The 23,329-nt window shown below is 34.5% G+C and carries 22 protein-coding genes; 17 read left to right on the top strand and 5 right to left on the bottom strand.

Features of this window, described 5'->3' with window-relative positions; translation table 11 throughout:
- Positions 1-229: 229 nt before the first annotated feature.
- Genes F5ESL0230_RS01100 through F5ESL0230_RS01115 form a run of 4 tightly spaced genes read left to right on the top strand, consistent with a single transcriptional unit; the run spans position 230 to position 4,449 of the window.
- Complete coding sequence (locus F5ESL0230_RS01100; RefSeq protein WP_090093716.1) at positions 230-916, top strand: response regulator transcription factor; 687 nt, start codon at positions 230-232, stop codon at positions 914-916.
- A gap of 4 nt (positions 917-920) precedes the next feature.
- A complete protein-coding gene (locus F5ESL0230_RS01105) occupies positions 921-2,069 on the top strand; it encodes a cell wall metabolism sensor histidine kinase WalK (protein ID WP_090093715.1) in 1,149 nt (382 codons plus the stop codon).
- Positions 2,070-2,119: 50 nt separating this feature from the next.
- Positions 2,120-3,691, top strand: a complete 1,572-nt coding sequence (locus F5ESL0230_RS01110; RefSeq protein WP_122021252.1) for a UDP-N-acetylmuramoyl-L-alanyl-D-glutamate--2,6-diaminopimelate ligase — start codon at positions 2,120-2,122, stop codon at positions 3,689-3,691.
- Positions 3,692-3,702: 11 nt separating this feature from the next.
- Positions 3,703-4,449 carry an aspartate/glutamate racemase family protein gene (locus F5ESL0230_RS01115; protein WP_122021253.1) on the top strand — a complete coding sequence of 249 codons (747 nt, stop codon included), beginning with the start codon at positions 3,703-3,705 and terminating at the stop codon, positions 4,447-4,449.
- 95 nt (positions 4,450-4,544) lie between these two features.
- Here F5ESL0230_RS01115 and F5ESL0230_RS01120 read toward each other — a convergent pair whose 3' ends face one another.
- The 3 genes from F5ESL0230_RS01120 to F5ESL0230_RS01130 are packed head-to-tail and all read right to left on the bottom strand — an operon-like array spanning position 4,545 to position 7,236.
- On the bottom strand, positions 4,545-5,348 hold the full coding sequence (locus F5ESL0230_RS01120) for an ABC transporter ATP-binding protein (RefSeq protein WP_122021254.1): 804 nt from the start codon (positions 5,346-5,348) through the stop codon (positions 4,545-4,547).
- The gene (locus F5ESL0230_RS01125) at positions 5,341-6,243 is read right to left on the bottom strand and encodes an ABC transporter permease (protein WP_122021255.1); all 903 of its coding nucleotides are present in this window, start codon (positions 6,241-6,243) and stop codon (positions 5,341-5,343) included. The genes F5ESL0230_RS01120 and F5ESL0230_RS01125 overlap by 8 nt, the downstream gene beginning before the upstream one ends.
- A 27-nt stretch (positions 6,244-6,270) precedes the next feature.
- The gene (locus F5ESL0230_RS01130) at positions 6,271-7,236 is read right to left on the bottom strand and encodes an ABC transporter substrate-binding protein (RefSeq protein ID WP_122021256.1); all 966 of its coding nucleotides are present in this window, start codon (positions 7,234-7,236) and stop codon (positions 6,271-6,273) included.
- A gap of 525 nt (positions 7,237-7,761) precedes the next feature.
- Here F5ESL0230_RS01130 and F5ESL0230_RS01135 point away from each other — a divergent pair.
- Positions 7,762-10,308 (top strand): sigma 54-interacting transcriptional regulator, encoded by a 2,547-nt coding sequence (locus F5ESL0230_RS01135; RefSeq protein WP_122021257.1) that lies wholly within the window; start codon positions 7,762-7,764, stop codon positions 10,306-10,308.
- Positions 10,309-10,376: 68 nt separating this feature from the next.
- On the opposite strand, the gene F5ESL0230_RS01140 is transcribed toward F5ESL0230_RS01135, so the two are convergent.
- Complete coding sequence (locus F5ESL0230_RS01140) at positions 10,377-11,318, bottom strand: aldo/keto reductase family oxidoreductase (RefSeq protein WP_122021258.1); 942 nt, start codon at positions 11,316-11,318, stop codon at positions 10,377-10,379.
- Between the two features lie 188 nt (positions 11,319-11,506).
- Between F5ESL0230_RS01140 and F5ESL0230_RS08600 the strand changes: the two genes are divergently transcribed.
- The gene (locus F5ESL0230_RS08600; RefSeq protein WP_255409251.1) at positions 11,507-11,635 is read left to right on the top strand and encodes a hypothetical protein; all 129 of its coding nucleotides are present in this window, start codon (positions 11,507-11,509) and stop codon (positions 11,633-11,635) included.
- Positions 11,636-11,660: 25 nt separating this feature from the next.
- Here F5ESL0230_RS08600 and F5ESL0230_RS01145 read toward each other — a convergent pair whose 3' ends face one another.
- Entirely contained in the window at positions 11,661-12,575 is a 915-nt protein-coding gene (locus tag F5ESL0230_RS01145; protein WP_122021259.1) for a proline-specific peptidase family protein, read from the bottom strand.
- 161 nt (positions 12,576-12,736) lie between these two features.
- On the opposite strand from F5ESL0230_RS01145, the gene F5ESL0230_RS01150 reads away from it, so the two are divergent.
- From F5ESL0230_RS01150 to F5ESL0230_RS01200, 11 genes are all read left to right on the top strand, one after another.
- On the top strand, positions 12,737-13,423 hold the full coding sequence (locus F5ESL0230_RS01150) for a PAS domain-containing protein (protein WP_122021260.1): 687 nt from the start codon (positions 12,737-12,739) through the stop codon (positions 13,421-13,423).
- Between the two features lie 193 nt (positions 13,424-13,616).
- The gene (locus F5ESL0230_RS01155) at positions 13,617-14,066 is read left to right on the top strand and encodes a DUF3290 domain-containing protein (RefSeq protein WP_118898278.1); all 450 of its coding nucleotides are present in this window, start codon (positions 13,617-13,619) and stop codon (positions 14,064-14,066) included.
- 12 nt (positions 14,067-14,078) lie between these two features.
- Positions 14,079-14,714, top strand: a complete 636-nt coding sequence (locus tag F5ESL0230_RS01160) for a DUF421 domain-containing protein (protein ID WP_199688754.1) — start codon at positions 14,079-14,081, stop codon at positions 14,712-14,714.
- A gap of 13 nt (positions 14,715-14,727) precedes the next feature.
- Positions 14,728-15,555: a Sir2 family NAD-dependent protein deacetylase gene (locus tag F5ESL0230_RS01165; RefSeq protein ID WP_122021261.1), complete on the top strand. Its 828-nt coding sequence runs from the start codon at positions 14,728-14,730 to the stop codon at positions 15,553-15,555.
- Positions 15,555-16,508 (top strand): exonuclease domain-containing protein, encoded by a 954-nt coding sequence (locus F5ESL0230_RS01170; RefSeq protein WP_122021262.1) that lies wholly within the window; start codon positions 15,555-15,557, stop codon positions 16,506-16,508. The genes F5ESL0230_RS01165 and F5ESL0230_RS01170 overlap by 1 nt, the downstream gene beginning before the upstream one ends.
- Positions 16,509-16,603: 95 nt before the next feature.
- A complete protein-coding gene (locus F5ESL0230_RS01175; protein ID WP_122021263.1) occupies positions 16,604-17,467 on the top strand; it encodes a DNA/RNA non-specific endonuclease in 864 nt (287 codons plus the stop codon).
- 348 nt (positions 17,468-17,815) lie between these two features.
- Positions 17,816-18,901 (top strand): ABC transporter ATP-binding protein, encoded by a 1,086-nt coding sequence (locus tag F5ESL0230_RS01180; RefSeq protein WP_122021264.1) that lies wholly within the window; start codon positions 17,816-17,818, stop codon positions 18,899-18,901.
- Positions 18,901-19,767, top strand: coding sequence for a carbohydrate ABC transporter permease (locus F5ESL0230_RS01185; RefSeq protein WP_122021265.1), 867 nt, complete (start codon positions 18,901-18,903; stop codon positions 19,765-19,767). Before F5ESL0230_RS01180 ends, F5ESL0230_RS01185 begins: the two co-directional genes overlap by 1 nt.
- Positions 19,767-20,591 carry a carbohydrate ABC transporter permease gene (locus F5ESL0230_RS01190; protein WP_090093678.1) on the top strand — a complete coding sequence of 275 codons (825 nt, stop codon included), beginning with the start codon at positions 19,767-19,769 and terminating at the stop codon, positions 20,589-20,591. Before F5ESL0230_RS01185 ends, F5ESL0230_RS01190 begins: the two co-directional genes overlap by 1 nt.
- Entirely contained in the window at positions 20,575-21,870 is a 1,296-nt protein-coding gene (locus tag F5ESL0230_RS01195; RefSeq protein ID WP_122021266.1) for an MBL fold metallo-hydrolase, read from the top strand. The genes F5ESL0230_RS01190 and F5ESL0230_RS01195 overlap by 17 nt, the downstream gene beginning before the upstream one ends.
- Positions 21,871-21,919: 49 nt before the next feature.
- Positions 21,920-23,230, top strand: coding sequence for an extracellular solute-binding protein (locus F5ESL0230_RS01200; RefSeq protein WP_122021267.1), 1,311 nt, complete (start codon positions 21,920-21,922; stop codon positions 23,228-23,230).
- The last annotated feature ends 99 nt before the right edge of the window (positions 23,231-23,329 follow it).

Below are 23,329 nucleotides of genomic sequence, written 5' to 3' on the forward strand. Positions count from 1 at the left end.
TTATTGAATAAGTAACTAAATTATTATCAATTTATAGCTTAGGTATAAGTTGCTTTTGCTATAAATTTTGAGTATCATTTAAAGAATTTTATAAAAAGCTAAAGATAAGTATGAATAATTAGATGTTTCTTGTTAAATAAGCTAAAATATTAGCCAAATTCTGCTACACTATAGGTGAGTATGAATTAAATAAGAATAATTATGCATAAAAGAGAAGGGAATGACCCTGATGAAAATTTTAGTAGTTGATGATGATAAAGAAATTGTTGAATTATTAAGTATTTACCTTAAAAATGAAGGCTATACGCCAATTGTTGCTTATAGTGGTAAAGAAGCGATAACTAAACTCACCACTAGTTCTGATATTTCTTTAATGATTTTAGATGTAATGATGCCCAATATGAGTGGAATTGACGTAATTAAGGAAGTTCGTAAAGATTCCGATATCCCTATTATTATTGTTTCAGCTAAGACAGGCGACATGGACAAAATTCAAGGATTGATAACTGGTGCTGATGATTATGTTTCTAAACCATTTAATCCACTTGAAGTAATGGCACGGGTACGTTCGCTTTTGCGGCGTAGTCAAAAGCAAGTTAAAGACGATGAACCTGATGTATTAGAAATTGGTCCGCTAGTTATTAATCGTGACTCCCATGAGGTAAAGACCATAGCGGGTAAGGATATTCAATTGACTGCGCTAGAATTTGGCATTTTATATTTGCTATCTAGTCATCCTAATCGTGTTTTTTCTGCTGATGAAATTTTTGAACGAGTTTGGCAACAGGAATCAATCGTTTCAGCTAAGACTGTAATGGTTCATGTGTCACATTTACGTGATAAAATTCAAAAAGCAACTGATGGTGAGGATGTGATTCAAACAGTTTGGGGCGTTGGCTATAAGGTTGAGGCTTAAGTAGATGAAAAAAGAACGTGTTAAGCTGACGGCCACAGAAAAAAGTGAGTTGTTTGCTGAAGGCGTAATAACAGTAGTCTTGTTACTATTATTAAATCTGTCAGTTGATATTTTAATAAATTTAACGATTTTACAAAATAAAAGTTTGGCTAATGGCATTTACTTTTTAAAAAAAACCGTCACCTTTGCTGGTGGTCGTCATTTGTGGTCTTGGCAAAATACTTTTTTGGTTATTATGGGTCTGGGTGATTTATTAGTATTATATTGGCGTTTAATCAGACGTTATCACCAAATGCAATTGCGTCATGTTATTTCAGAACTGCATTATATTGCTCAAGGTCATTTTGATCATACGATTTCATTTAAGGTAAAAACAGATTTACAAAAAGTAATTGATTCCATAAATTCATTAGTAGCTAGTACGGTTAACGCAATTAATGAAGAAAAAGCAATCGAAAATTCAAAAGATGAATTGATTAGTAATGTATCTCATGATATTAGAACGCCTTTAACATCTATTATTGGCTATTTAGGGCTTTTAAAGTCAGGTGTGGCTAATCCAGCCGACCAACAAAAATACTTAAATATTGCTTATATGAAAGCAGAACAAATGAAATCATTAGCACATGATTTACTTGAGTATACAACGTTGAAATCAACTAATATTAAACTGCAACTTGCGCCCTTACATATTTATTCAATGTTGGAACAAGTTGCAGCTGGCTTTGAATTTGAAGCGCACGAAAAGGGCATAACTTTTAATATTGAAACTAGACCTAAAGATTTGACAATTCAGGCAGACCCAGAAAAATTGGTACGGGTCTATAACAATTTAATTGCTAATGCCTTAAAATATGGTACAGATGCAACTCAAATCAATTTGATTGCTAATTTAGTTAACAATAATGAAGTTGAGTTACGTGTTGAAAATAATGGTGCAGCAATTCCTGCAGATTCCTTGAAAAAAATTTTTGAACGATTTTATCGGGTAGAGCCTTCACGTAATACACAGACTGGTGGCACTGGTTTAGGCTTATCTATTACCAAGAGTATTGTTGATTTACATCATGGTAAAATTGTTTGCGAATCTAATGATAAGTGGACGCGATTTATCATTTATTTACCATTAAATCCAAAGAATACAAAAAACTGATAGTTAGCTGTGTTATAATTTTGACTAAGACAAAAATGAAGGGGCATAACATGAGTATTTCTTTAAATACCTGTATTTTAATTTTAAAAGAACATCATTTACTTAAATCAAGTGCAGTTCAAGATACGGTTAGAACCAAGATGGAATATGTTTCCTATGATTCACGTGACATTAAAACGGACACTTTGTTTTTCTGTAAGGGGGCAGGTTTTCGTCCCACATATTTATCAATGGCTAAAGCTAATGGGGCTAATTGTTATGTAGCTGAACAACCTTACCCAGAAGGCAAGGGCATGCACGCATTAATTGTACGTGATGTTTCCAAGGCAATGGCATTATTATCTGCTGCTTTTTTCCGATTTCCGCAAGATGACTTATATGTGGTTGCAGTAACTGGTACAAAGGGTAAAACTACTACTGCCTACTTTTTAAAAGGGATGCTAGATCAAATTAATGATGGCAAAACGGCTTTAATTTCTTCTGTTAACAACGTTGTGGGTCAAAAAAAAGTTGATACGTTTAAATCAAGCTTAACAACTCCAGAGTCTTTAGATTTATTCCGTGATATGCGCACAGCAGTAGATAATGGGATGACTCATCTAGTCATGGAAGTTTCTAGTCAGGCTTATAAGAAGAACAGGGTTTTTGGTTTAACCTATGATTTAGGCTTTTTCTTAAATATTTCGCCAGATCATATTGGTCCCAACGAGCATCCTAATTTTGAAGATTATTTACACTGTAAGTTACAATTATTGGTTAACGCGCGTAAATGTATTATTAATGCCCAGACCAACAATTTTAATGAGGTATATGCAGCAGCCACTACTACTACTGCACCAGATAGTATTTATTTATTTGCTGATGAAAATTATACTAATCCAGAATTAAAACATCCGATTGATTTTCGTTACTCTTCGGAAGAAATTGATATGGCTCGGACTAAATTTAAAGTACTTTGTGTTAGTGATAAGGCTAAAGAATTACCAATTGCTGGTGAATATCAGTTAAAGATGTTAGGTGATTTTAATGAGTCGAATGGGACAGCAGCTGTAATTGGCGCGGGATTAGCTGGGATGGCACATGATGACGCTGCTAAAGGAATTAGTACTGTAACAGTTCCAGGAAGAATGCAAACGGAAATTACTGCAAGTCATGGTGTGGTTGTGGTTGATTATGCGCATAATGAGGCATCAATGATGGCCTTAATGGGCTTTATGCGCCGAGAATTTAATAATCCTAAGATTATTGTGGTAGTTGGAGCTCCTGGAGATAAAGGAGTATCAAGACGACCAGGTTTTAGTAATAGCTTAAATGCGTTTGCTGATAAAGTATTCTTGACAACTGACGATCCTGGATTTGAGGATCCTAAGGAAATTGCTGAAGAGATTGATGCAGGAATTGATCATACCAAAGTAGATGTAACAATCGAATTAGACCGACTTAAAGCAATCAATGATGCTATTAGTATGGCAAACAAAGGTGATGTCGTGCTAATTTGTGGTAAAGGAGAAGATGGTTTTCAAAAAATTCGAGGTGTGAATACGCCTTATCCATCGGATATTACGGTTGCTCAGCAAGTGATTAATGAATTAGAAGACCAGAATGGTCACTTTTATAGTTAGAGAATAGTAAAATGAAGCATTTTTTTACAATTATTGGTGGAATGGGAACGATTGCAACAGAAAGCTTTATCCGTTCAATTAATCATCGAATGGAAATTACTTGTGATCAGGATTATTTGAATTATATTTTAGTTAATGATGCGCAAGTCCCTGATCGAACAACTTATATTAAGGATCATACTAAACCGAACTTCTTTACTGCTTTGCGGGAAGACTTTTTGCAACAGGCCACATTGCAACCCGATTTTTTCGTAATGCCATGTAATACGGCACATTATTTCTATGATGACTTAGCTAATTTAACTGATATTCCATTTTTGCATATGATGAGAATTGCGGTACACAATTTCGTGGAAAAATTTCCTGAGCAAAAGAAGATTGGACTTATTGCAACTGAAGGGTCAATTTATGATCATCTGTATGTAGATGAGCTAAATAAAGTGAATCGTAGTGCTGAACTTGGTGGTCCAGAGATTCAGCCTCTAGTTACGAAACTAATTTATTCTAATATTAAACAAAAGGGCGTAGTTGATGCTGAATTGTATCATTCCATCTTGCGCAAGATGCATGATGAATATGGTTGTAATGTTATATTACTGGGCTGTACCGAGCTTTCTTTAGCACAGGAACAGGCTCCCAATCATCCATATCAGGTAATTGATCCGCAATCAATTATGGCAGATGTCGTAATTGAACTTGAACTGAAAATCAGAGCAGGTAAGGATCCTAAACAGGTTATTCAAAAATATTTATATTAATTAAAAAAGATAGATAAGGCATCCATAAAAGCTTTAACAACAAAAAATAACTCCTAAAAGTATTACTTTTAGGAGCTATTTTTTATCTAAGTTTATTATCTAAGTAACATTGCATCATCTTCTAGTTTAGAGCCAACTTGCTTTTGGAACAGGTCCATTAATTTGGAAACAGTCAAACTTTGTTTTTCTGGTCCAACTAAGTCTAAAGCTACACGTCCTTCATGGAGCATGACTAATCGATTGCCATAATGAATAGCATCTTCCATATTATGCGTCACCATAAAGGCAGTTAATTTTTGTTCGCTAATTAATTTTTTGGTAAGTTCCATGACTGTAATTGAAGTCTTAGGATCAAGAGCCGCGGTATGTTCATCTAATAATATCAAATCAGGACGTTGCAGGGTAGCCATTAAAAGGGTAATGGCTTGTCGTTGTCCCCCAGAAAGTAACCCAATTTCAGTTTCGAGTCGATTTTCAAGGTTTAAATTAAGTTGTGCAAGTTGTGTTTTAAAAAATTCACGATCTCGCTTGTTAACTCCATTATGAAAACCGCGACGTTTTCCCCGTTTCATTGCCAAAGCGAGATTTTCTTCAACCGTTAACCTAACTGCTGTCCCCATTTTGGGATCTTGAAAAACACGGCTAATATTTTTTGAACGCTTAGTTACAGTTAGCTTACTGATGTCAATATCATTTAGAATAATTTGTCCCTCTTGCACAGGTATAGTTCCAGCAATACTGTTTAGTAAAGTTGACTTACCAGCACCATTACTACCAATGATAGTTACAAAATCACCAGCATTCAATTCAAGATTAACGCCACGTAAGACCGGATTTTCATTTACAGTGCCACGACCAAAAGTTTGATGAAGATTCTTAATTTGTAATACTTTAGGCATTTTTCTTTTCCCCCTTAAGATTGCGTGGCAAGTGAAAATTAGGCAAAATTAAGCAAATTACTAAAACCAATGCTGAGGCCAGTTTGGCATCAGAAGGTTCAACATTCATTTGAAAGACTAGTGCTAAAATGAAGCGGTAGATAATGGCACCTAAAACCAATGTAATTAGCCGCTTTCCCAGTGGCAAGTGGTGCAAAATAACTTCAGCAATAATAATTGAAGCAAGTCCAATAACAATTGTTCCAACTCCTGAATTAAGGTCGGCAAAGCCATTATTTTGAGCTAAAAGAGCACCGGAAAGAGCAATACAGCCATTGGAAATCATATAACCTAAAATTTTCATTCTTTGTGTTTTAATCCCGTTAGCTGCACTCATTTCAGGGTTATCACCCGTGGCCCGCATGGCAAGACCAATCTCAGTTTTGAAAAAGATAATTAAGAGGCTAATAATAATTAATGCGATAATTAGCCCTATAACAATAACAGCATTATTACGAGATAGGCCCCAATTCTGGGCGATAGTAAAGAGGGTCTCTTTACCTAAAAGTGATACATTGGCCGCATTGTTCATTATGCGAGAAGTGATAGAATAGAGCCCCGTCATGGTAATAATCCCTGCTAATAGGGAAGGAATTTTTAATTTAGTATTTAAAAATCCTGTGACAAAACCCGCAATCATCCCACCAGCAAATGCAGCAATTGTAGCTAAGATTGGGTTAATCCCATTAATTAAACACATTGTGGCGATTGCTCCGCCTAAGGGAAAACTCCCTTCAGCCGTCATATCAGCTAAATCTAAAATTCGAAAAGTTAAATAAACACCAACTGCCATTAATGACCAGAGCAAACCTTGTGAGGTGGATGAGAGAAATAAATCCCAAAAAGTATTTAACATAATTATACGTTCACGTTACCTTCCTAATTACTTGGGAGCTTTAATAGATTTAGGATTAATACCTAAAGCTTTAGCCATTTCTTTATTAACGACTAAATTCAATTGATTGGCTTTTTCCACTGGCATATCACTTGGCTTGGCTTTACCATCTAAAATTTTAGCTGCCATTTTTCCCGTTTGCTTACCTAATTCTTCATAGTCAATACCGATTGAAGCTAAGCCACCATGCTTAATTTGATCAGTCGAACCGGCAACGAGTGGAATCTTTTTTTCTTTTACTACTTTACCAATGATTGAAGCTGCAGAAGCAAAAGTATTATCTGTTGGAACATAAATTCCTTGAACTTTATTTGCTAATGTTTCAGTAACTTGTTGGACATCGTTAGTAGTATTAGCAGTTTTAACTAAAACTTTAACGCCAGCTTTCTTTAAGGCAGCAATGGCTAAATCAGCTTGAATTTTTGAATTTGATTCACCAGCGTTGTACATAACTCCGATTGTTTTAGCTTTAGGCACAATTGATAGTAATAGCTCAATTTGTTTGTCAATTGAAACCATATCGGTTGTGCCAGTAACATTTCTGCCAGGCTTAGAATTAGAATTAACTAGTTTGGCTGCCTTTAAATCAGTTACTGCGGTGACAACTGTTGGGATATCTTCAGTGGCATTGGCAATACTTTGTGCTGCTGGAGTAGCAATTCCTAAAATTAAATCAGATTTGTCATTAATCAATTTTTCACTCATACTTTTAAGATTATCTTGACTATTTTGTGCATTTTGATAATCAATTTTTAGATTTTTACCCTCGGTGTAGCCGCCCTCTTTTAGTCCTTTTTTGAAACCTTTGTAAGCTTTATCTAGCGAGGGATGTTGAACAACTTGTAGTACACCAACATGCTTAATTTGTGAATGATTATGAGCTTTTTTGCTACATCCACCTAAGAGTAGAAGTCCGGCTAAACTAATCCCTACTACTATTTTTTTAAATTTCATCTGATTTCCTCCGAATAATAATCAAAAATAAGACAATAAAACAATAAAAAATACCCACCAATTCCGAGTGGGTATACATTAATTATCTTTTATTAAGTAATCAATTGCGGCTAACCACTCAGAAGTTATGTGGCTAACCGTAATTAAAAGGGCTTTAGCCATCATAGATAAATTCAAACTAGAACTGTGTTTGAATTCATCTAGATGAATTCAAACTTTATCTAAAATAGCTAAAGTAATAACGGTTATTCAGCTGTAAGTTACAATTTAAATTAATTTTCATTAAAAAATACCTCCAACTTTAAGGAAAAGTATAAAATAACTTTAGAATATTGTCAAGCCTAATGTTTATATTTTAAAGTCAATAAATAATAAGAAAAAGCAAATTGTAGTATATTATTTAAATAATACATGTATAGCATATTTCATTATGCAAACCTAGACGAGAACACAAAATTGTATAGAAAATAAATTTATAATTAGCTATAATTATAAATAAAGAGAACAATTTTGGAGAGATGGATAATGAGTTGGGCTGAAGAAAGAGTTTTAAATAAGATAAAGAATTTACCTGGTAATGATGTAATTAGTACTAGTGAACTGGCAGCAGAATTAAATTTATCTAGATCTGTTGTTAGCCATTATCTAAATCAACTTGCCAAAGAAAATAGAATACAAAAAATCAAAGAGCGACCAGTTAAATGGCGCAAAAATTCGATTAATAAAACGACTGATTTATCATTTGCCAGTGTTATCGGTAGTCAGGGATCATTAAAAAGAGTAGTAGAACAGTTATGTGCTGCTGTAATTTATCCACCAAATGGTTTAGATGTATTAATTACTGGTAATACTGGCGTAGGTAAAAGTTATTTAGCTGAAAGATTGGTCGCGTATGCCAAAGAAGTAGGAAGTATCAAAGCTAATGCACCATATTTATGCCTAAATTGTGCTAGTTATGCTGGTAATCCTGAACAAATTACTACTTTATTATTTGGGTCTGCTAAAGCAAGTGCTACACAAGCAAAAGGTTTAATTGAAAAGGCAAATGGGGGTTATTTATTTTTAGATCAAGTTGATCGATTAAGCAATGTTAATCAAGAAAAAATTCTAAATTTTATTGATTCTGGGCAATTTTATAAAGTGGGCGATAATGTTCACCATGTTAAATCTAATGTTCGCTTAATAATGGCAACAACAAAAGATCCAGAAAGAGTATTGTTGCATTCTTTCTTAAGAAAAATACCTGTTCAGGTTAATTTGCCTGATTATGCTAAAAGACCAATTGATGAGCGCTTAGAAATATTACGGTCATTTTTTTACGATGAAGGACAGAGAATTAATAAGAAAATAGTAGTCGATGAAGAGGTTGTTTCAGCACTATTACAAATTAATCATAAAGATAATGTTAGCTATATAAAGAATATAGTTCGGGCGTCATGTTCGGCGGCTTATCATGATTGGTTTAGTTCGAATACAATGTATTTAAAGCTAAAGAACCTTATTCTTGATTATTTACCACCATTTAAAAACTATGGTTCAATTGTTGTTGATCCTGCACTTGTTATTAGATATTCTGAAAGTAAAAGCTTAAATAAAAAATTAACCAATATTTCTCAAGAATTAAAAAAGGTGATTAATGCATTTTCCGATACCACTTTAAGTAATTGCCGTTTAAGAATTGAAGCAATAAACAAGCTAAATGAAACAAGTTCCCAAGCGTCAGGACTACATGTGCAACATAAACAACTATTTGCTGAAATAATTGAAAAGAAATATGGGCTGGCTAAGGCTGCATATTTAGAATTAACAATTTATTATTTATATGAGCATCATTTTAAACCAGATTGTGATATTGAGAAATTAAGAGCAGTTGTTCTCAAAAAACTACCACGAGCATATCATGTGGCTCGAAGTTTTTATAGCAAATTGCCAATCTTAGATAAGGATAGTCATCAAGGCCTAACATATATATTTGCTATTCTATTAAGCGAATATATCGATGAAAATGTTAAATTACATGGTCTGTTAGTTGGTCATGGTGAAAATACAGCTACCAGTATTCAAGCAGTTGTTAATTCGCTTTGTGGTAACTATATTTTTGATGCAATTGATGTTGCAATTGATGCTGATACAACTACCATGATTAATGCGATTAATAACTTGGTTTTAAATTATAATGCGATAAATGGCCTGGTCTTAATGGTCGATATGGGCTCTTTAAATAAGTTATATAGTGAAGTTGGTTCGAATTTAAATTGTGATTTACTGGTAGTTAATAAATTAACAACTGTAACCGCATTAGATTTAGCTTCTAAAATGAAGCAAAATTTAGATTTTACTAGAATTGCCAGTAGTGCTGAACGGGAATACCAAATAAATGTAAAGTACTATAATGGTTTTTCCCAAACAAAAAATATTCTGGTATCTTGCATTTCTGGTTTAAAAGTTGCTGAACAAATAAGTGAAATTCTGCGACAATATTTGCCAGCGGATATAAAAATAATTCCTTTAGGGTACAATGACTTGAAGGAAAAAATTGTTACTAAGCAGTGGGCTTATTTTGAGCAAACATTATTTTTGTTAACCACTTTTGATATAACAGAAAAAATCAAGTTTAAATATATGAACTTATACGATATTTTAGCGATTAGTGGTGAAAAAAAATTAAAACTTTGGCTGCAACCATATTTAAACCAACAACAATTAACAGATTTAAATAATAAATTATTGTGTTTCTTTTCTAAGGAAGGAATTGCTGAACGCTTAAATTTCTTGAATCCAAGTGTAGTAATAAAAGAGGTTGAAGAAATTAATAAAAAATATGAAGATTTCTATAATTTGGAATTAGATGGCAAAATTAAATTGAATCTTTATATGCATGTTGCCCTGATGATTGAACGAGCTGTCATGCGGAATAATGTAATTGAGGTTCAGCCTAAATCTGAAAAAGAAAAAGCTTTCTTTAAAATAACGCGTACCATTTTCCAACCAGTTGAGTTAAAATATAACGTCACAATTTCAAATTATGAAATTTCTTTATTATATGATTTGTTAAAGCAATATATTAAATAGATGATAATGATGTTTGATTACTAAAAAAGTCATAGTCGAATTTGACTATGACTTTTTTAAAAAATTATTTATGGTAAATCGTTGCCAGCAGCTAAATAAAGGTCATACCATTCTTGGGCACTTAGTTCAATATCGGCTCCCTTGGCACTATCAATAATATGTTCGGGTGTCATGGTACCAATAATTACTTGAATATTAGCGGGATAGCGCAAAATCCAGGCGGCTGCAATTGCATTTTTAGAACACCCTTTTAACTTGGCTAATTTCTCTAAGGTATCATTAACTTGCGGAAATTTTGGATTACCAATAAAGTTACCCTCGATTTGACCGTATTGAAAGGGCGACCAAGCTTGAATAGTCATTTGATGCAGTCTTGAATAATCAAAGATACCGCGGTCATGGTCAATACTGCGATTGTCGGTCATATTAGTATGAATATTAAAATCAATCGGTCCGGTATGCATGATACTGAATTGTAATTGGTTGATTAGTAATTTTTGGCTGATACCAGCTTGTAATAAGTCAACTTGGCGGGGATTGAAATTTGAAACTCCAAAATGACGCACTTTCCCATCTTGTTGCAATTCGTCAAATGCAGCCCCGACTTCTGCAGGATCCATCAAGGCATCAGGACGATGCAAAAGTAAGCCGTCTAAATAATCAATTTGCATTCTAGATAAAATGCCATCGACTGACTTTATAATGTAGTTTTTTGAGAAATCATAACGTGTAGTTTTGTAATTAAGCGTGGGCTCTTCATAAATACCAGTCTTTGATTGAATATAAAAATCTTCTCGTTTAAGGGAAGAATTCTTTAAGGCATTTCCAAAAACTGTTTCCGACTTTCCATGACCATAAACATCGGCTGAATCAATATAATTAATACCAACATCATGCGCTGTTTCTAATGTCTTGACCGCGCTATCAATATTTAATTTGTTCATCCGCATAATTCCTAGTGCAAGCGCTGAACTAGAAAACTCCGTATTACCAATTTTAATTTGTTTCATAATTTGCCTCCTTTCTTAAGTATACGACAAATTTGCTTAAATAATTTGGAAACGATTGCAAACAAATATCCAAGTAAAGTAAAAATAGTTGCCGTTTTTCAAAAATTAATAGTGAATATATTATCTTTTAGAGTTAATATAATAAAAACAATAACTTGAATTTGCTATTTTTAGAAGGGAGTCTTGTAATGACTAAATTAAATGATGATTATATTTTAGGTCTCGATATCGGGACTAATTCTTGTGGTTGGGCTGCTAGTGAATATCAGGTTTTAGATGGTAGTCAGAGCATATTAAAAGAACTCAATTCGCAATGACGGAATTGAGTTTTTTTAACTGATTTTATTTACCTAAAAACTGATTACTTTCAACTTCACGGATAAAGTCGGCCAGGTGCTTGTAATAAACATCTGGATTATCAACCATGTGGTGGTGCCCACCATCTGGCGTAGTTACAAGTTGGGCGTTAGGAATTTCTTTTTGCATAATTTTGGCTGTTGCAATTGGCATGGTTTCATTCTCACCAAAAGTAAGTAAAGTTGGTACTTTAATATTTTTTAATTGCTTTCTAAAGTGCCAGTCTTTCAATTTTCCAGTAATGACAAATTCATTATCGCCTTGAAAAGCATTATAAACAGCACTACCGCCAATATCTTGTAAATGGTAAAGTTTTGATGGCTGCCGCCGATCAACAAAATTAATATTAAGAATATTAACATCTTCTTGGTAACGTTGATTGTCATAATCATTGCTAGCTTCACATTCATGCATAAAGTCAATTTCAGTTTGGGGCAAAATTTCTTGACGACGGCGATTAACAGCGGCAACATATTCATCAATTTCATCGACCATTGACGAAATAATTGCTCCCTTCAAGTGTTTACCATACTTAACTGCATATTCTTGAACCAGCAAACCGCCCCAACTCTGACCAATTAAGTAGAAGTTATCTAAGCCTAATTTGTTGCGAACTTCTTCTACTTCATCTAAAAAATATTCATAAGTTAAATATTTGTTAGCAATTTTGGGGTCTGTATAATCTGGTTGATCCGAGTAAAGCGAGCCCAATTGATCATACATTGTAACTTGTACATTAAGCCCCTGCTTTTTCAGTTGCTCAGCCGTGTCTTCCCAATATTCGTGATTACCGCCCGGTCCACCATGTAGAGCTAATAAATGAATATCGCCTTGTCCTTGCGTATTGGTCCATAAGTGATAGCCATTATCTAACGTAATAATTTTAGTGCCAGTTTTCATAGTTTGCTCCTTTATTTTTATAATTTTACTTTTAAGCTTATCATAATTAAGATAAAAAGCACGAAGCTACAAATTAAATTGCTATGTATACCATATATTAGCGCTTTCATGCTATAATTGTTTTAAAAAAATAGTTACTTGTCGGGAGGAAAAAGGAAAAAATGACCGAACCCAAATGGCTTAAAGACATGGATAGAGCTGAATATTTAGAGGAAGATTTTGCGGCTAGTGGTAAGAGTAGGTATACTGTCAGTGGAATTGATAAAGATGATCCAGATTGGTTAGAAAAGGCAGCAGCAAAAACTAATGCGGCAAGTGGTGACGATTACGTCAAACTTGATTGTGGTTTATTAACAGTTAATCAACTTAATTGGATGTTGCGGAATACGATTGGTGAACTAACTTTTGTTGATGATAACAACCAATTTTTATGGTATAACCGTCCAGTTGATGAGCAGGCTAAGATGAAGGCTAAACGAGTACCAGCACAAGTAGGGAGTTCAATGGGCGCGGTGCATCCGCATATTGGTGAGGTGATTCCCGCAGCTAAAAAAGTAGTTCAGGCTTTACGTCATAAACAAGCTGGACATGATGCGGTCTATATGCCTGTACCGACTGGTAATTTACAAGAACTTATTTTGCACTATTATAAGCGAGTTGAGGATGATGAGGGACACTACGTTGGCATTTATGAATGGGTACAAGATATATACCCTTTAGTTAAATACTTTTGTGAAACTACTGGTCAAAAATTAGTGATTGATGAAGATACAAATACAGGTGCAACTTACCGGAATAATTCAAAGGCAGATGGTCATACTGGCGCATCAACTAAGGCTGGTAATTAAAATTAAATATTTCTGAGTAGTGAGCAGTACCTGTCTGCTCACTTTTTGTTATACTATTACTATATGTGATTATTAACTTGGCTAATCAAACTTAAATAACTATAGGCTTTTAGAGATGGTTAAATAGTAAGATTAGTTTTAAGCGTATTATTGGGAGTTATCTAGAGAAAATTTTAGCAGAGGTGGAATTATTATGGTTTTTTACACGCTTAAGTATATTGAACAAAATCAAAATACTAATAAAACAATCTTATATGCGTTGATTGCGATTGCAGCACTTACTTTAATTGCTTTTACTGCACTTTATTTGCGACATCGTTTTGATACGCGTTATCGTGATTTGGGGATAATAGCTTTATTGTTTCTCTTATTATTTGTGGGTACTCAATATGAAGAATACGTACAAACTAACTTAGTTAAATCACAGTCGGAACAAATTGCTCCATTCATTAAGTCTGTAGCTAAAGATAATGGTGTGGCTGTTTCTGATGTTTTGGTAAATTCAACAACATTGCAAGATGGCATAATTGTAAGAATTAATTCTAAAGATATTGACTATCAGTTAGAACTGAATAATGATAACAATACATATTCTTTGAAACAAGCTCATGTAATTAACCACGACGTTAATATAAAAGACTAGGAGGCAATCAGGATGGATTATACGCAACTTTTTATTAAATTTGTTTTAGGTGTGGTAACATTAATCTTTCAAATTAATGTTTTCGGTAAAAGTAACATTGCTCCAACTACTGCCTTAGATCAACTGCAGAATTATGTTTTAGGTGGCATTATTGGTGGCGTAATTTATAATGCCAATATTAGTGTATTGCAGTTTTTATTAGTTTTAATCGTATGGACACTAGTAGTCTTTATTTTAAAATTTGCCCGTGAGCATAGTAACTTTGTGCGAACAATAATTGATGGCAAACCTATCCAAATCATCAAAAATGGCAAAGTACTGGTTAAAAACTGCTTGACAGTTGGAATATCTGCCAATGAGCTAATGTTTAAGCTCCGTAGTCAAGGAATATATTCTGTGGATAAGGTTAAAAACTGTATCTTTGAAAAAAATGGACAGCTTACTGTAATTAAAAAGGATGAAAAAAATCTTCATTTTCCGCTTATCAATGATGGCCAAGTTAATGAAGATGCATTAGAATTTTTGAATAAGGATGAAGCTTGGTTAAAACGAAAGATTAAAGCAGCAGGCTACCAGGACTTTAGTGATATCTTTTTAGCTGATATTGAAGATGGTGAGGTTTCTTTTACTGATTACAAGCAAAAATAGAAAAGAGCTCTGAATGGAAAATTTGATTAAAGCGCAACAGCTAGTTAACGAGGCCGAAGTAATAATTGTTATTGCTGGAAATAAGTTTGCTAAATTAGAAGGACTGGATTTGTTAGGACAAGATAGCTTTGACCAAGACTTTCCGTTAATTGCCAAAAAGTATGACGTTCATTCAATTGGTTCAGCATTAGATTTAAAGGAATTAGCCTGGTCTGAAAAGTGGTTTATTTGGAGTCAGTTAATCAATAAGTATTCGCTCATGTATAAACCCAGTGCGACAATGAAACAATTAAAAGAGCTTCTGAACAAGAAAAAGTACTTTATCGCTACTGCTTCATTTGGTAATTTTTTTGAAAAAGCGGGTTTTAATCAAAATCGAATCTTTAACATTTTTGGTAATTGGACTAACATGCAGTGTTCTGGTGGAATTAATCATGGTTTAAAAAATGCGACCAAAGTTGCTACCCAAATTGCGGCAACTACAGTTTTAACAGATATTGAAAAACTTATACCTAAGTGTGCTGTTTGTGGTCAACCGCTGGAAATTCATCTGCCAATTACTTCACATTTTTATCCTGATAGTGATGCTAACGCTCGTTTTCGTTGGTTTTTAACTGGGAATGAAGCTACAAAAACTGTTTTTTTAGAGCTCGGCGTTGATGAAACAAGTCCGCAATTATTTGAACCAATTATCCACTTAGTGGACGAATATAAGCAATGGTCATATGTTGCAGCAGATTATACTCAAGCTATGTTGCCGTTAACATTGCAAAACCGTAGTGCCGCTGTTAATACTGATTCAGCTAGCTTAGTTCAAGCTTTAATTGAGGGGAACAAGTAATGAGTATCTTTATTGCGAATGGTATTTTACATGTTTCAGATGCCCAAAACAAATTGCGCGCTAAAGGGCAAGAACAGCCAGCATTTATTGATGATTATACTTTACTAGATATTGAAACCACCGGGCTTAATCCATACCGTGATCATGTAACCGAACTTGGGGCAATTAAAGTTAGAAATAACAAAGTCGTTAATCAATTTAGCCAATTAGTGGTTTATCCGCGGTCTAATCATGTGCCCACTTTTATTACTAATTTAAATGGAATTACCGAAGAATTGCTATGTAGTAAAGGTGTACCAGTAAAGACAGCGATGGCGGAATTTCGACAATTTATTGGTGAGGACATTATTGTGGGCTACAATGTTAATTTTGATTTAAATTTTCTGTATGATTTAACCCAAAAGTTTAACTTGCCGCGCCTCAATAATGATTATGTTGATGTTTTACGTTTAGCTCGTGTTTATTATCCCTTTAAACGTAATCGATTGCTAGATTGTATGCAGCGAGCAGGAATTGCAGAAGTTGAAGAGCACCACGGTTTGGCTGATTCGCTTGCTACCAAAAAAGTTTATGATGACTTTCGCATGCACTTTACTGATCAATTATTAATGAAGGCACAAGCTAAGCTAAAAAATATTGATTTATTAGGACCTAAATTGGCACCAGCGGATCTAGGAATTCATCCTCCAATTAATAATAAAAAAATTGTATTTAGTGACGAGATGAGTATGAGTAAGTCTGAGGCTATCCAGATGGTTAATAATTTGGGTGGCCAAGGGCAAATTGCAGTTCAAGCTGATACGAACTATTTAGTTTTAGCAGATGAAGGATTTTTTAGTAAAAATAATTTTTTGTGGCAGCAAGCACAGAAATATAATCGAGCAGGAGCTAAAATTAAGCGCTTGTCTGAAAGCTACTTTTTAAATATGATTGATGAATGGGCTAGAAGTTAACTGAAAAGCAAAGCATTGCAGCTTTGCTTTTTTGCTGTTGCAAACAAAAGTTCGATTAGATATACTTAACTATTATTAGTTCAAGGAGTATTTGAATGGCACGTAGGCGAAAAAAAAATAGTAGTAATAATGACTTTTGGGCTCTAGTAATTATTATCTTATTTTTAGTTTGGTTTGTTATAACTAAGGGTGGGACCGATCCTAGTGGTCACCAGACAATCAACCAATTTACTCAAAATGAGCAACCAAGTGATAATAAAATTGACCATACCAAACCCGCAGCAAAGGCATATGGAGGTTTAGCTAAAGAAGATTATGATAAGTTAGCAAGGATTGATTTTAAAAGTGGCACAGCAGCTTATATACCTGTCAACGGCAATCATTCGACGTTAATTAAGGAGGCCTGGAAGGTTAATCGAGTCATTTATTCAAATTTAGATGATTTAAATCGAACTTCCCACTCTAATACTGCTTTTTTAGAAAAAAGAAACATTGCCAATGGTGAATTTCGGACGCGGCAATTTGTGGCGCCAACCGGTTGGCATTACAATCGCCGTAACGGCAGTCAAATTTATAATCGGGGGCACTTGATTGCTTATTCAATTTCTGCTGGAATTGACGCAGAGGGAAATTATAATCCTGATACTATGACTGGTGATCAAAATAACCCTAAAAATTTATTTACCCAATCGGCTTTTTCAAATCAAAAAGTGCAAACTATTTTTGAAAGTAAGGTTAGACAGGCGTTAAGACAAAGAAAACGCGTTATATATCAAGCAACGCCGATTTTTCGTGGCGAAGAATTAATGGCTCGCGGTATCAATTTACAAGCTATTTCTACCGATAATAGTTTAGATTTTAACGTTTATTTGTTTAATGTTGAACCTGGCTACTCCTTTGATTATAGCGATGGACGAGCAAGGATAAATCATGAAATGCAAGTGAGACAGGTATATTAATTATTTTTATAATTTTATTTTTGCTAATTTCTGTGAAAATAATAAAAAGATGGTAATTGTTCGGATAATCTGACTAATAATAAATAAGCGTAAAAATTAAAGCAGCATTATGGGATGTTGCTTTTTTATGTATTTTCATGTAGCAAAAATCAGAACATTTACTCCAAAAAAATATTAATAACTCCCTGTTTGAGAAGTTAAAACGAATATTATTAATAGGTGTTGGCCATTTTTGGGGTATAAAACGAACTATTAATGCAAAGCCTTAGTTGTATTAAAACCGATTTTATTTTAAAATTAAGTAAAGAAGAGAAGTAATATGATACAAATTGATAGTGGTACAAATTTATGGATAACAACAAATTCGTTGAAGTAAAAAATCTGAGAAAGGTTTATGATAATGGTCACGAGGCGATTAAGAACGTAAGCTTTTCTGTTAAAAAAGGTGATTTGGTCTGTCTTCTAGGACCTTCAGGCTGTGGGAAAACTACTATCTTAAATATGTTAGCTGGCTTACTTAATCCAACTGCTGGTGAGATTCTTTTTGATGGTAAATCGATGGTTAAAGTTGCACCAAAAGATCGCCATATTGGGTATGTTTTCCAAAACTATGCTTTATATCCTCATATGACAGTTTTACAAAATGTAATGTTTCCTTTAACAGTTGGCAAGAACAAGCGCTCTAAAGCTGAAGCTAAAAAAGTAGCACAAAAGTATATGCAATTGACGCAGATTATGGATCTTGCTGATCAAAAGCCAGGTAATTTGTCAGGTGGACAGCAGCAGCGCGTAGCTATAGCTCGTGCTTTAGTTCAAGAACCAAAGATTCTTTTAATGGATGAGCCATTAAGTAATTTAGATGCTAGATTACGTTTAAAGATTCGTGAGGAAATTCGCTCATTAGTTAAATCAGTTGGCATTACTACTTTGTTTGTAACTCATGATCAAGAAGAAGCATTGTCAATAGGCGATAAGATTATCTTATTTAATGATGGGGTCATTCAACAAGATGATTTAGGGCAAAATTTCTATTTGGAACCAAATAATTACTTTGTCGCAAATTTTATCGGCAACCCAGTAATTGATAATTTTAAAGTTATTAAAACAGATCAGGAATTGCGTTCAAGCCAATTCACCATCCCACTTGCTTTGCTTGATGCCTCCCGCTTTAAGCGCAATTTGCCAAACGGTGAATATATATTATCAGTACGTCCTGAAAATATTACGCCCCAAAAAGATGGATTTTTGCATGTTAAAGTTGATGATGTTGAATTAATTGGCCGGGAGCGAATCTTAAAGTTCACCTATGATCAAGTGCAAGCTCGGTCATTGATTAATTTAGAAGAGTCGATTCAACCGGGTAATGAAGTGACCTTACAGCTGAAGTTTGACCGCATATTTATCTTTACACCAGATGGGGAGCGCGTTTACTAATGGAAACAAATCAGAAAAAAGCGTGGCTATTTTTAGCGCCAACCATTATTTTTGTTACGCTATTTAGTATTTATCCCATTCTGCGTGCATTGGGAATGAGTTTTCAAAGCGGCTCATTGATTGACTTACATTGGAGCGGTTTAAATAATTATCAGTATATTTTTCATGATCCTGAATTTTGGCTTGCACTTCGAAACACTGCTTTATATGCCATTATTTCTGTCCCACTTGGTTTGGTTATTTCGATTATGCTGGCTTGGATTATTTTTGATAAAGTTAAGCATCAATCATTTTTTGAAACCACCTTTTTTATGCCCTATGTTACCTCGACAATTGCCATTGGGATAGTATTTCGTTATATCTTTAATGGTGATTATGGCATGCTTAACTTTATTTTACGCTTATTGCATTTACCAGCTCCTAACTGGATTGATGATCCTGCTTGGTCATTGGTAACGATTATTATCTTTGGTATTTGGACATCACTAGCCTTTAATATTGTCATTTTAATGGGAGCATTACGTAATATTGACCCTAATTTTTATACCATTGCTGATATGTATGGTGCTAGCGACAAAGATAAATTTTGGCGGATAACTATGCCAGAATTGGTACCCACTCTAGCATTTTTACTAACAATGAATATTATTGGTGCTTTTAAAATTTATACTTCGGTTTATGCCTTATTTAATGGTCAAGCAGGAATTGGTAACTCAGGTACTACAGCTGTTTTTTATATTTATAATAAATTTCAAATTGTCGGTACTCCTGGTGTAGCAATGGCAGCAACAGTAATTTTATTTCTCCTCATTTTGTTTGCTACGTTCTTGCAACGGAAAATGATGAAGAAGATTGGAGAAAATTAATGAAACGAATTCGTTTTGGGGTTTTGATCAGTTACCTCATTTTGTTTATCTTTGCAATAATTACTGTTTTTCCTTTTGTTTATATGATTTTGGGTGGATTAATGAGCTTTCAGGAAACAACTTCAATTCCCCCGACCTTAATTCCGCATCATTTTGAGTGGAATAATTATGCGAAAGTTTTTGCTAGAGCGCCCTTTGCTCGGTACTTTTTTAATACAATTTTAACTGCAAGTGTGACAACTTTGGTTAGTTTATTTAACTCACTTTTAGGTGCCTTTGCGATGGTTAATTTGCGCTTTAAGGGTAAAGGCCTTGTGCAAATGATTTTACTGTCATTATTAATGGTTCCAGGAGAAGCAATAATTTTTACTAACTACAATACTATTGCAAAAATGGGCTTACTTAATACTTATATAGGCCTGGTCCTCCCCTTTTTAACTTCGATTTTTTATATGTATTATTTACAAAGCTATTTTGGGTCAATTTCAACAACTATTTATAAGGCGGCAATGATTGATGGTGCAAGCGATTGGGACTATATTTGGAAAATTCTTGTGCCCATGTCTAAAAGTGGTTTGTTCACAGTTGGCTTATTAAGTTTTATTTCTGGTTGGAATTCCTTTCTTTGGCCATTATTAGTAACTAATGAAGATACAATGCGCTTACTCAATAATGGCTTATCTTCTTTTGCTTCAGATGCAGGTAGTGAGACGCAATTGCAACTAGCTGCAGCTACTTTAACTGTTTTGCCAGTTTTAGTTTTGTATTTCATTTTTAGAAAACAGATTATTAAAGGGGTGGTGCGTAATGACCTTAAAGGATAAAACAACCATTACTTTTTATAATGGGTTAACAACAATTGGCGGACCGATGATTGAGGTTGCTTATAACAAGTCACATGTTTTGTTTGACTTGGGTGAAGTATATCGGCCGGAATTAGAATTGCCGGATGAAAGTTATTCAACGCTAATTAAAAATCAGTTGATTGGGGATGTGCCTAACTTCTATGATCCATTACTTACTGGCCAGCCAATTGATCATCAACGTTGGGAGCACGCTGCAGCATATATGTCGCATTTACATCTTGATCATAGTAAAGCTCTGAATTTTTTAGCTCCAGAAATTCCGCTTTATGCTGGTCCACTTACAGCCCGGTTATTACCTGTTTTAAATGAAAATGGAAATTTTCTTTTGCCAGCAGTAGGGCACAAACCTAATTATACTAGGCCAATTATTGCGGCTAAGTATCAAGTACCAATTCATATCGGAGAAATAACACTAACCATTTGGCCCAGCGATCATGATGCATATGGTGCAACTGGTTTAATTATTACTACTCCCAATCAGACCTTGGCTTATACGGGGGATATCCGATTGCATGGTTATCATCCTGATTGGGTACATCAATTTTTAGCTGCTGCTCGGGGCTGTGATGCGTTAATTGTTGAAGGGACTGGAGTTTCTTGGCCTGAGGAAAAGCAGGTTCAACCTAGTGCAGAATTTACTGGTCCCAGAACTGAAATTGAGTTAACTGACCAAATCATCCAGCTTGAACGAGTTAATGAAAAACGGCAATTAACTTTTAATACCTATCTAACTAATGTAGAACGGTTGTTACGTTTGCTTGAACTTTCACCGCGCAAGGTAGTGCTGCATGCTAAGAGAGCACATTTACTAAAGGAAAGCTTGCAACAAGATTACTTGTATTATTACTTGCCAGGAGAGCAGAAAATTGCAAATTTAAATCCGCAGTTGGCAGTTGATTATGAGAAACTGCTCGCTGATGATCATGAGTATCTCTGGCAAGTAGTTAAAAATTATGGTGATTTGCAAGTAGGAGGTTTATATATTCATTCTAATGCTGAACCACTAGGTGATTTTGATCCAGCTTATGAGCCTTTTATACAGACATTAATGGATAGAAAGATTGAATTTAAAGCTTTACGTTGCTCAGGTCATGCGGATGAAAAAGAGCTTAAGCAAATTATTAGCGAGGTTCAACCTAAAGCACTTATTCCGGTGCACACACTGCATCCGGAGCTTGAGGAGAACCCTTTTGGAAAACGGATTTTACCAAAGCGTAATCAAACAATTACGCTTTAGTTAATCAAAAACTTGTTGTTTAATTTTTATTTTTGGGGAGGTTTACCAAATGAAGTTTAGTAAAAAAATTATAGCAGCCTTTGCTGCTGGTATGGCTTTGATCGGGACTGCTGCTTGTTCTAATGGTAGTCATTCGTCTTCGTCATCTAGCACCGATAATTCTGAAAAAATTGCTAAAGTAACTAAGCAAACTAATATTGTTTTTTGGCACGGAATGACAGGTGTCCAGCAAGAAACGCTTAAGGGTTTAACTAAGGAGTTTGAAAAAGAAAATCCAAAGATTAAGGTTAAGTTGGAAAATCAGGGTGCCTATAATGACTTGCAGGCCAAGATTAATTCGACCTTGCAATCACCTAATAACTTACCAACAATTACCCAGGCTTATCCTGATTGGCTTTATACAGCTGCTAAGAATAAAATGTTGGTTGATTTAACGCCGTACATTAATAACAAAGCTGTTGGTTGGGGTGGTAGCAAAGCTTCTAATATCAAGCCAGCCCTACTTGATGGTGCCAAAATCGCAGGTACGCAGTACGGCATCCCATTTAATAAATCGATTGAAACTTTGACTTATAATGCAGATATTTTTAAAAAATATGGTATTAAAAAGGCACCGACAACAATGGCTGAATTGAAACAGGATGCTGAAATAATTTACAAAAAGAGTAATCACAAAGTTGTTGGTGCTGGTTTTGATTCATTGTCAAACTACTACACTTTGGGAATGAAAAATGAAGGAGTCGACTTCTCAAGTAAGATTGATTTTACCAGTCCTACTTCAAAGAAGGTAATTAACTACTATGCCGACGGTATTAAGGCTGGTTACTTCAGAGTGGCTGGTTCAGAACACTATCTTTCAGGTCCATTTGCTAACCAAAAGGTAGCAATGTTTATTGGTACCTCGGCTGGTGAAGGTTTCGTTAAGCAAGGTGTTGGCGATAAGTTTACTTATGATGTTGCTCCTCGTCCTGGAAAATACACAATGTCACAAGGAACAGATATTTACATGTTTAATCATGCAACAGCTGAACAAAAAGCTGCGGCATTTACATACATTAAGTTTCTAGTTTCTAAAGCTAGTCAACTTAAGTGGGCTAATGCAACTGGGTACATTCCAGTTAATCATGCAGCTGCTGATGCAACTGAATACAAAGATAATAAGCAGATTAAACTTCCGGCTAAGTTAGAAGATGCCATGAAGAATCTTTACAGCGTTCCAGTTGTTAAAGATGCCGGGGCTGCATATGGTCAACTTAATCCAATTATGCAAAATATTTTAGCTGCTGCGCAGAAGAAGCAAGATGTAGATAACGCAATTAATTCGGGTAAAGCAAAATTTGCGGCTGCTTGGAAACAATAAAAATTAAATAGCAATTAATTTAAAAACTAATAAGCCCTAAAAGTGTCTCACTTTTAGGGCTTATTAGTTTTTAAATACTTAATTATTAAGATGAACAGG

The organism is Lactobacillus sp. ESL0230 (assembly GCF_003692805.1).
GTDB classification, from domain to species: domain Bacteria; phylum Bacillota; class Bacilli; order Lactobacillales; family Lactobacillaceae; genus Lactobacillus; species Lactobacillus bombicola.

Excerpts from the sequence above, each read along its gene's own strand:
- F5ESL0230_RS01100 (WP_090093716.1), top strand. The coding sequence starts at position 230 with ATGAAAATTTTAGTAGTTGATGATGATAAAGAAATTGTTGAATTATTA.
- F5ESL0230_RS01105 (WP_090093715.1), top strand. The coding sequence starts at position 921 with ATGAAAAAAGAACGTGTTAAGCTGACGGCCACAGAAAAAAGTGAGTTG.
- F5ESL0230_RS01110 (WP_122021252.1), top strand. The coding sequence starts at position 2,120 with ATGAGTATTTCTTTAAATACCTGTATTTTAATTTTAAAAGAACATCAT.
- F5ESL0230_RS01115 (WP_122021253.1), top strand. The coding sequence starts at position 3,703 with ATGAAGCATTTTTTTACAATTATTGGTGGAATGGGAACGATTGCAACA.
- F5ESL0230_RS01120 (WP_122021254.1), bottom strand. The coding sequence starts at position 5,348 with ATGCCTAAAGTATTACAAATTAAGAATCTTCATCAAACTTTTGGTCGT.
- F5ESL0230_RS01125 (WP_122021255.1), bottom strand. The coding sequence starts at position 6,243 with ATGTTAAATACTTTTTGGGATTTATTTCTCTCATCCACCTCACAAGGT.
- F5ESL0230_RS01130 (WP_122021256.1), bottom strand. The coding sequence starts at position 7,236 with ATGAAATTTAAAAAAATAGTAGTAGGGATTAGTTTAGCCGGACTTCTA.
- F5ESL0230_RS01135 (WP_122021257.1), top strand. The coding sequence starts at position 7,762 with ATGAGTTGGGCTGAAGAAAGAGTTTTAAATAAGATAAAGAATTTACCT.
- F5ESL0230_RS01140 (WP_122021258.1), bottom strand. The coding sequence starts at position 11,318 with ATGAAACAAATTAAAATTGGTAATACGGAGTTTTCTAGTTCAGCGCTT.
- F5ESL0230_RS08600 (WP_255409251.1), top strand. The coding sequence starts at position 11,507 with ATGACTAAATTAAATGATGATTATATTTTAGGTCTCGATATCGGGACT.
- F5ESL0230_RS01145 (WP_122021259.1), bottom strand. The coding sequence starts at position 12,575 with ATGAAAACTGGCACTAAAATTATTACGTTAGATAATGGCTATCACTTA.
- F5ESL0230_RS01150 (WP_122021260.1), top strand. The coding sequence starts at position 12,737 with ATGACCGAACCCAAATGGCTTAAAGACATGGATAGAGCTGAATATTTA.
- F5ESL0230_RS01155 (WP_118898278.1), top strand. The coding sequence starts at position 13,617 with ATGGTTTTTTACACGCTTAAGTATATTGAACAAAATCAAAATACTAAT.
- F5ESL0230_RS01160 (WP_199688754.1), top strand. The coding sequence starts at position 14,079 with ATGGATTATACGCAACTTTTTATTAAATTTGTTTTAGGTGTGGTAACA.
- F5ESL0230_RS01165 (WP_122021261.1), top strand. The coding sequence starts at position 14,728 with ATGGAAAATTTGATTAAAGCGCAACAGCTAGTTAACGAGGCCGAAGTA.
- F5ESL0230_RS01170 (WP_122021262.1), top strand. The coding sequence starts at position 15,555 with ATGAGTATCTTTATTGCGAATGGTATTTTACATGTTTCAGATGCCCAA.
- F5ESL0230_RS01175 (WP_122021263.1), top strand. The coding sequence starts at position 16,604 with ATGGCACGTAGGCGAAAAAAAAATAGTAGTAATAATGACTTTTGGGCT.
- F5ESL0230_RS01180 (WP_122021264.1), top strand. The coding sequence starts at position 17,816 with ATGGATAACAACAAATTCGTTGAAGTAAAAAATCTGAGAAAGGTTTAT.
- F5ESL0230_RS01185 (WP_122021265.1), top strand. The coding sequence starts at position 18,901 with ATGGAAACAAATCAGAAAAAAGCGTGGCTATTTTTAGCGCCAACCATT.
- F5ESL0230_RS01190 (WP_090093678.1), top strand. The coding sequence starts at position 19,767 with ATGAAACGAATTCGTTTTGGGGTTTTGATCAGTTACCTCATTTTGTTT.
- F5ESL0230_RS01195 (WP_122021266.1), top strand. The coding sequence starts at position 20,575 with ATGACCTTAAAGGATAAAACAACCATTACTTTTTATAATGGGTTAACA.
- F5ESL0230_RS01200 (WP_122021267.1), top strand. The coding sequence starts at position 21,920 with ATGAAGTTTAGTAAAAAAATTATAGCAGCCTTTGCTGCTGGTATGGCT.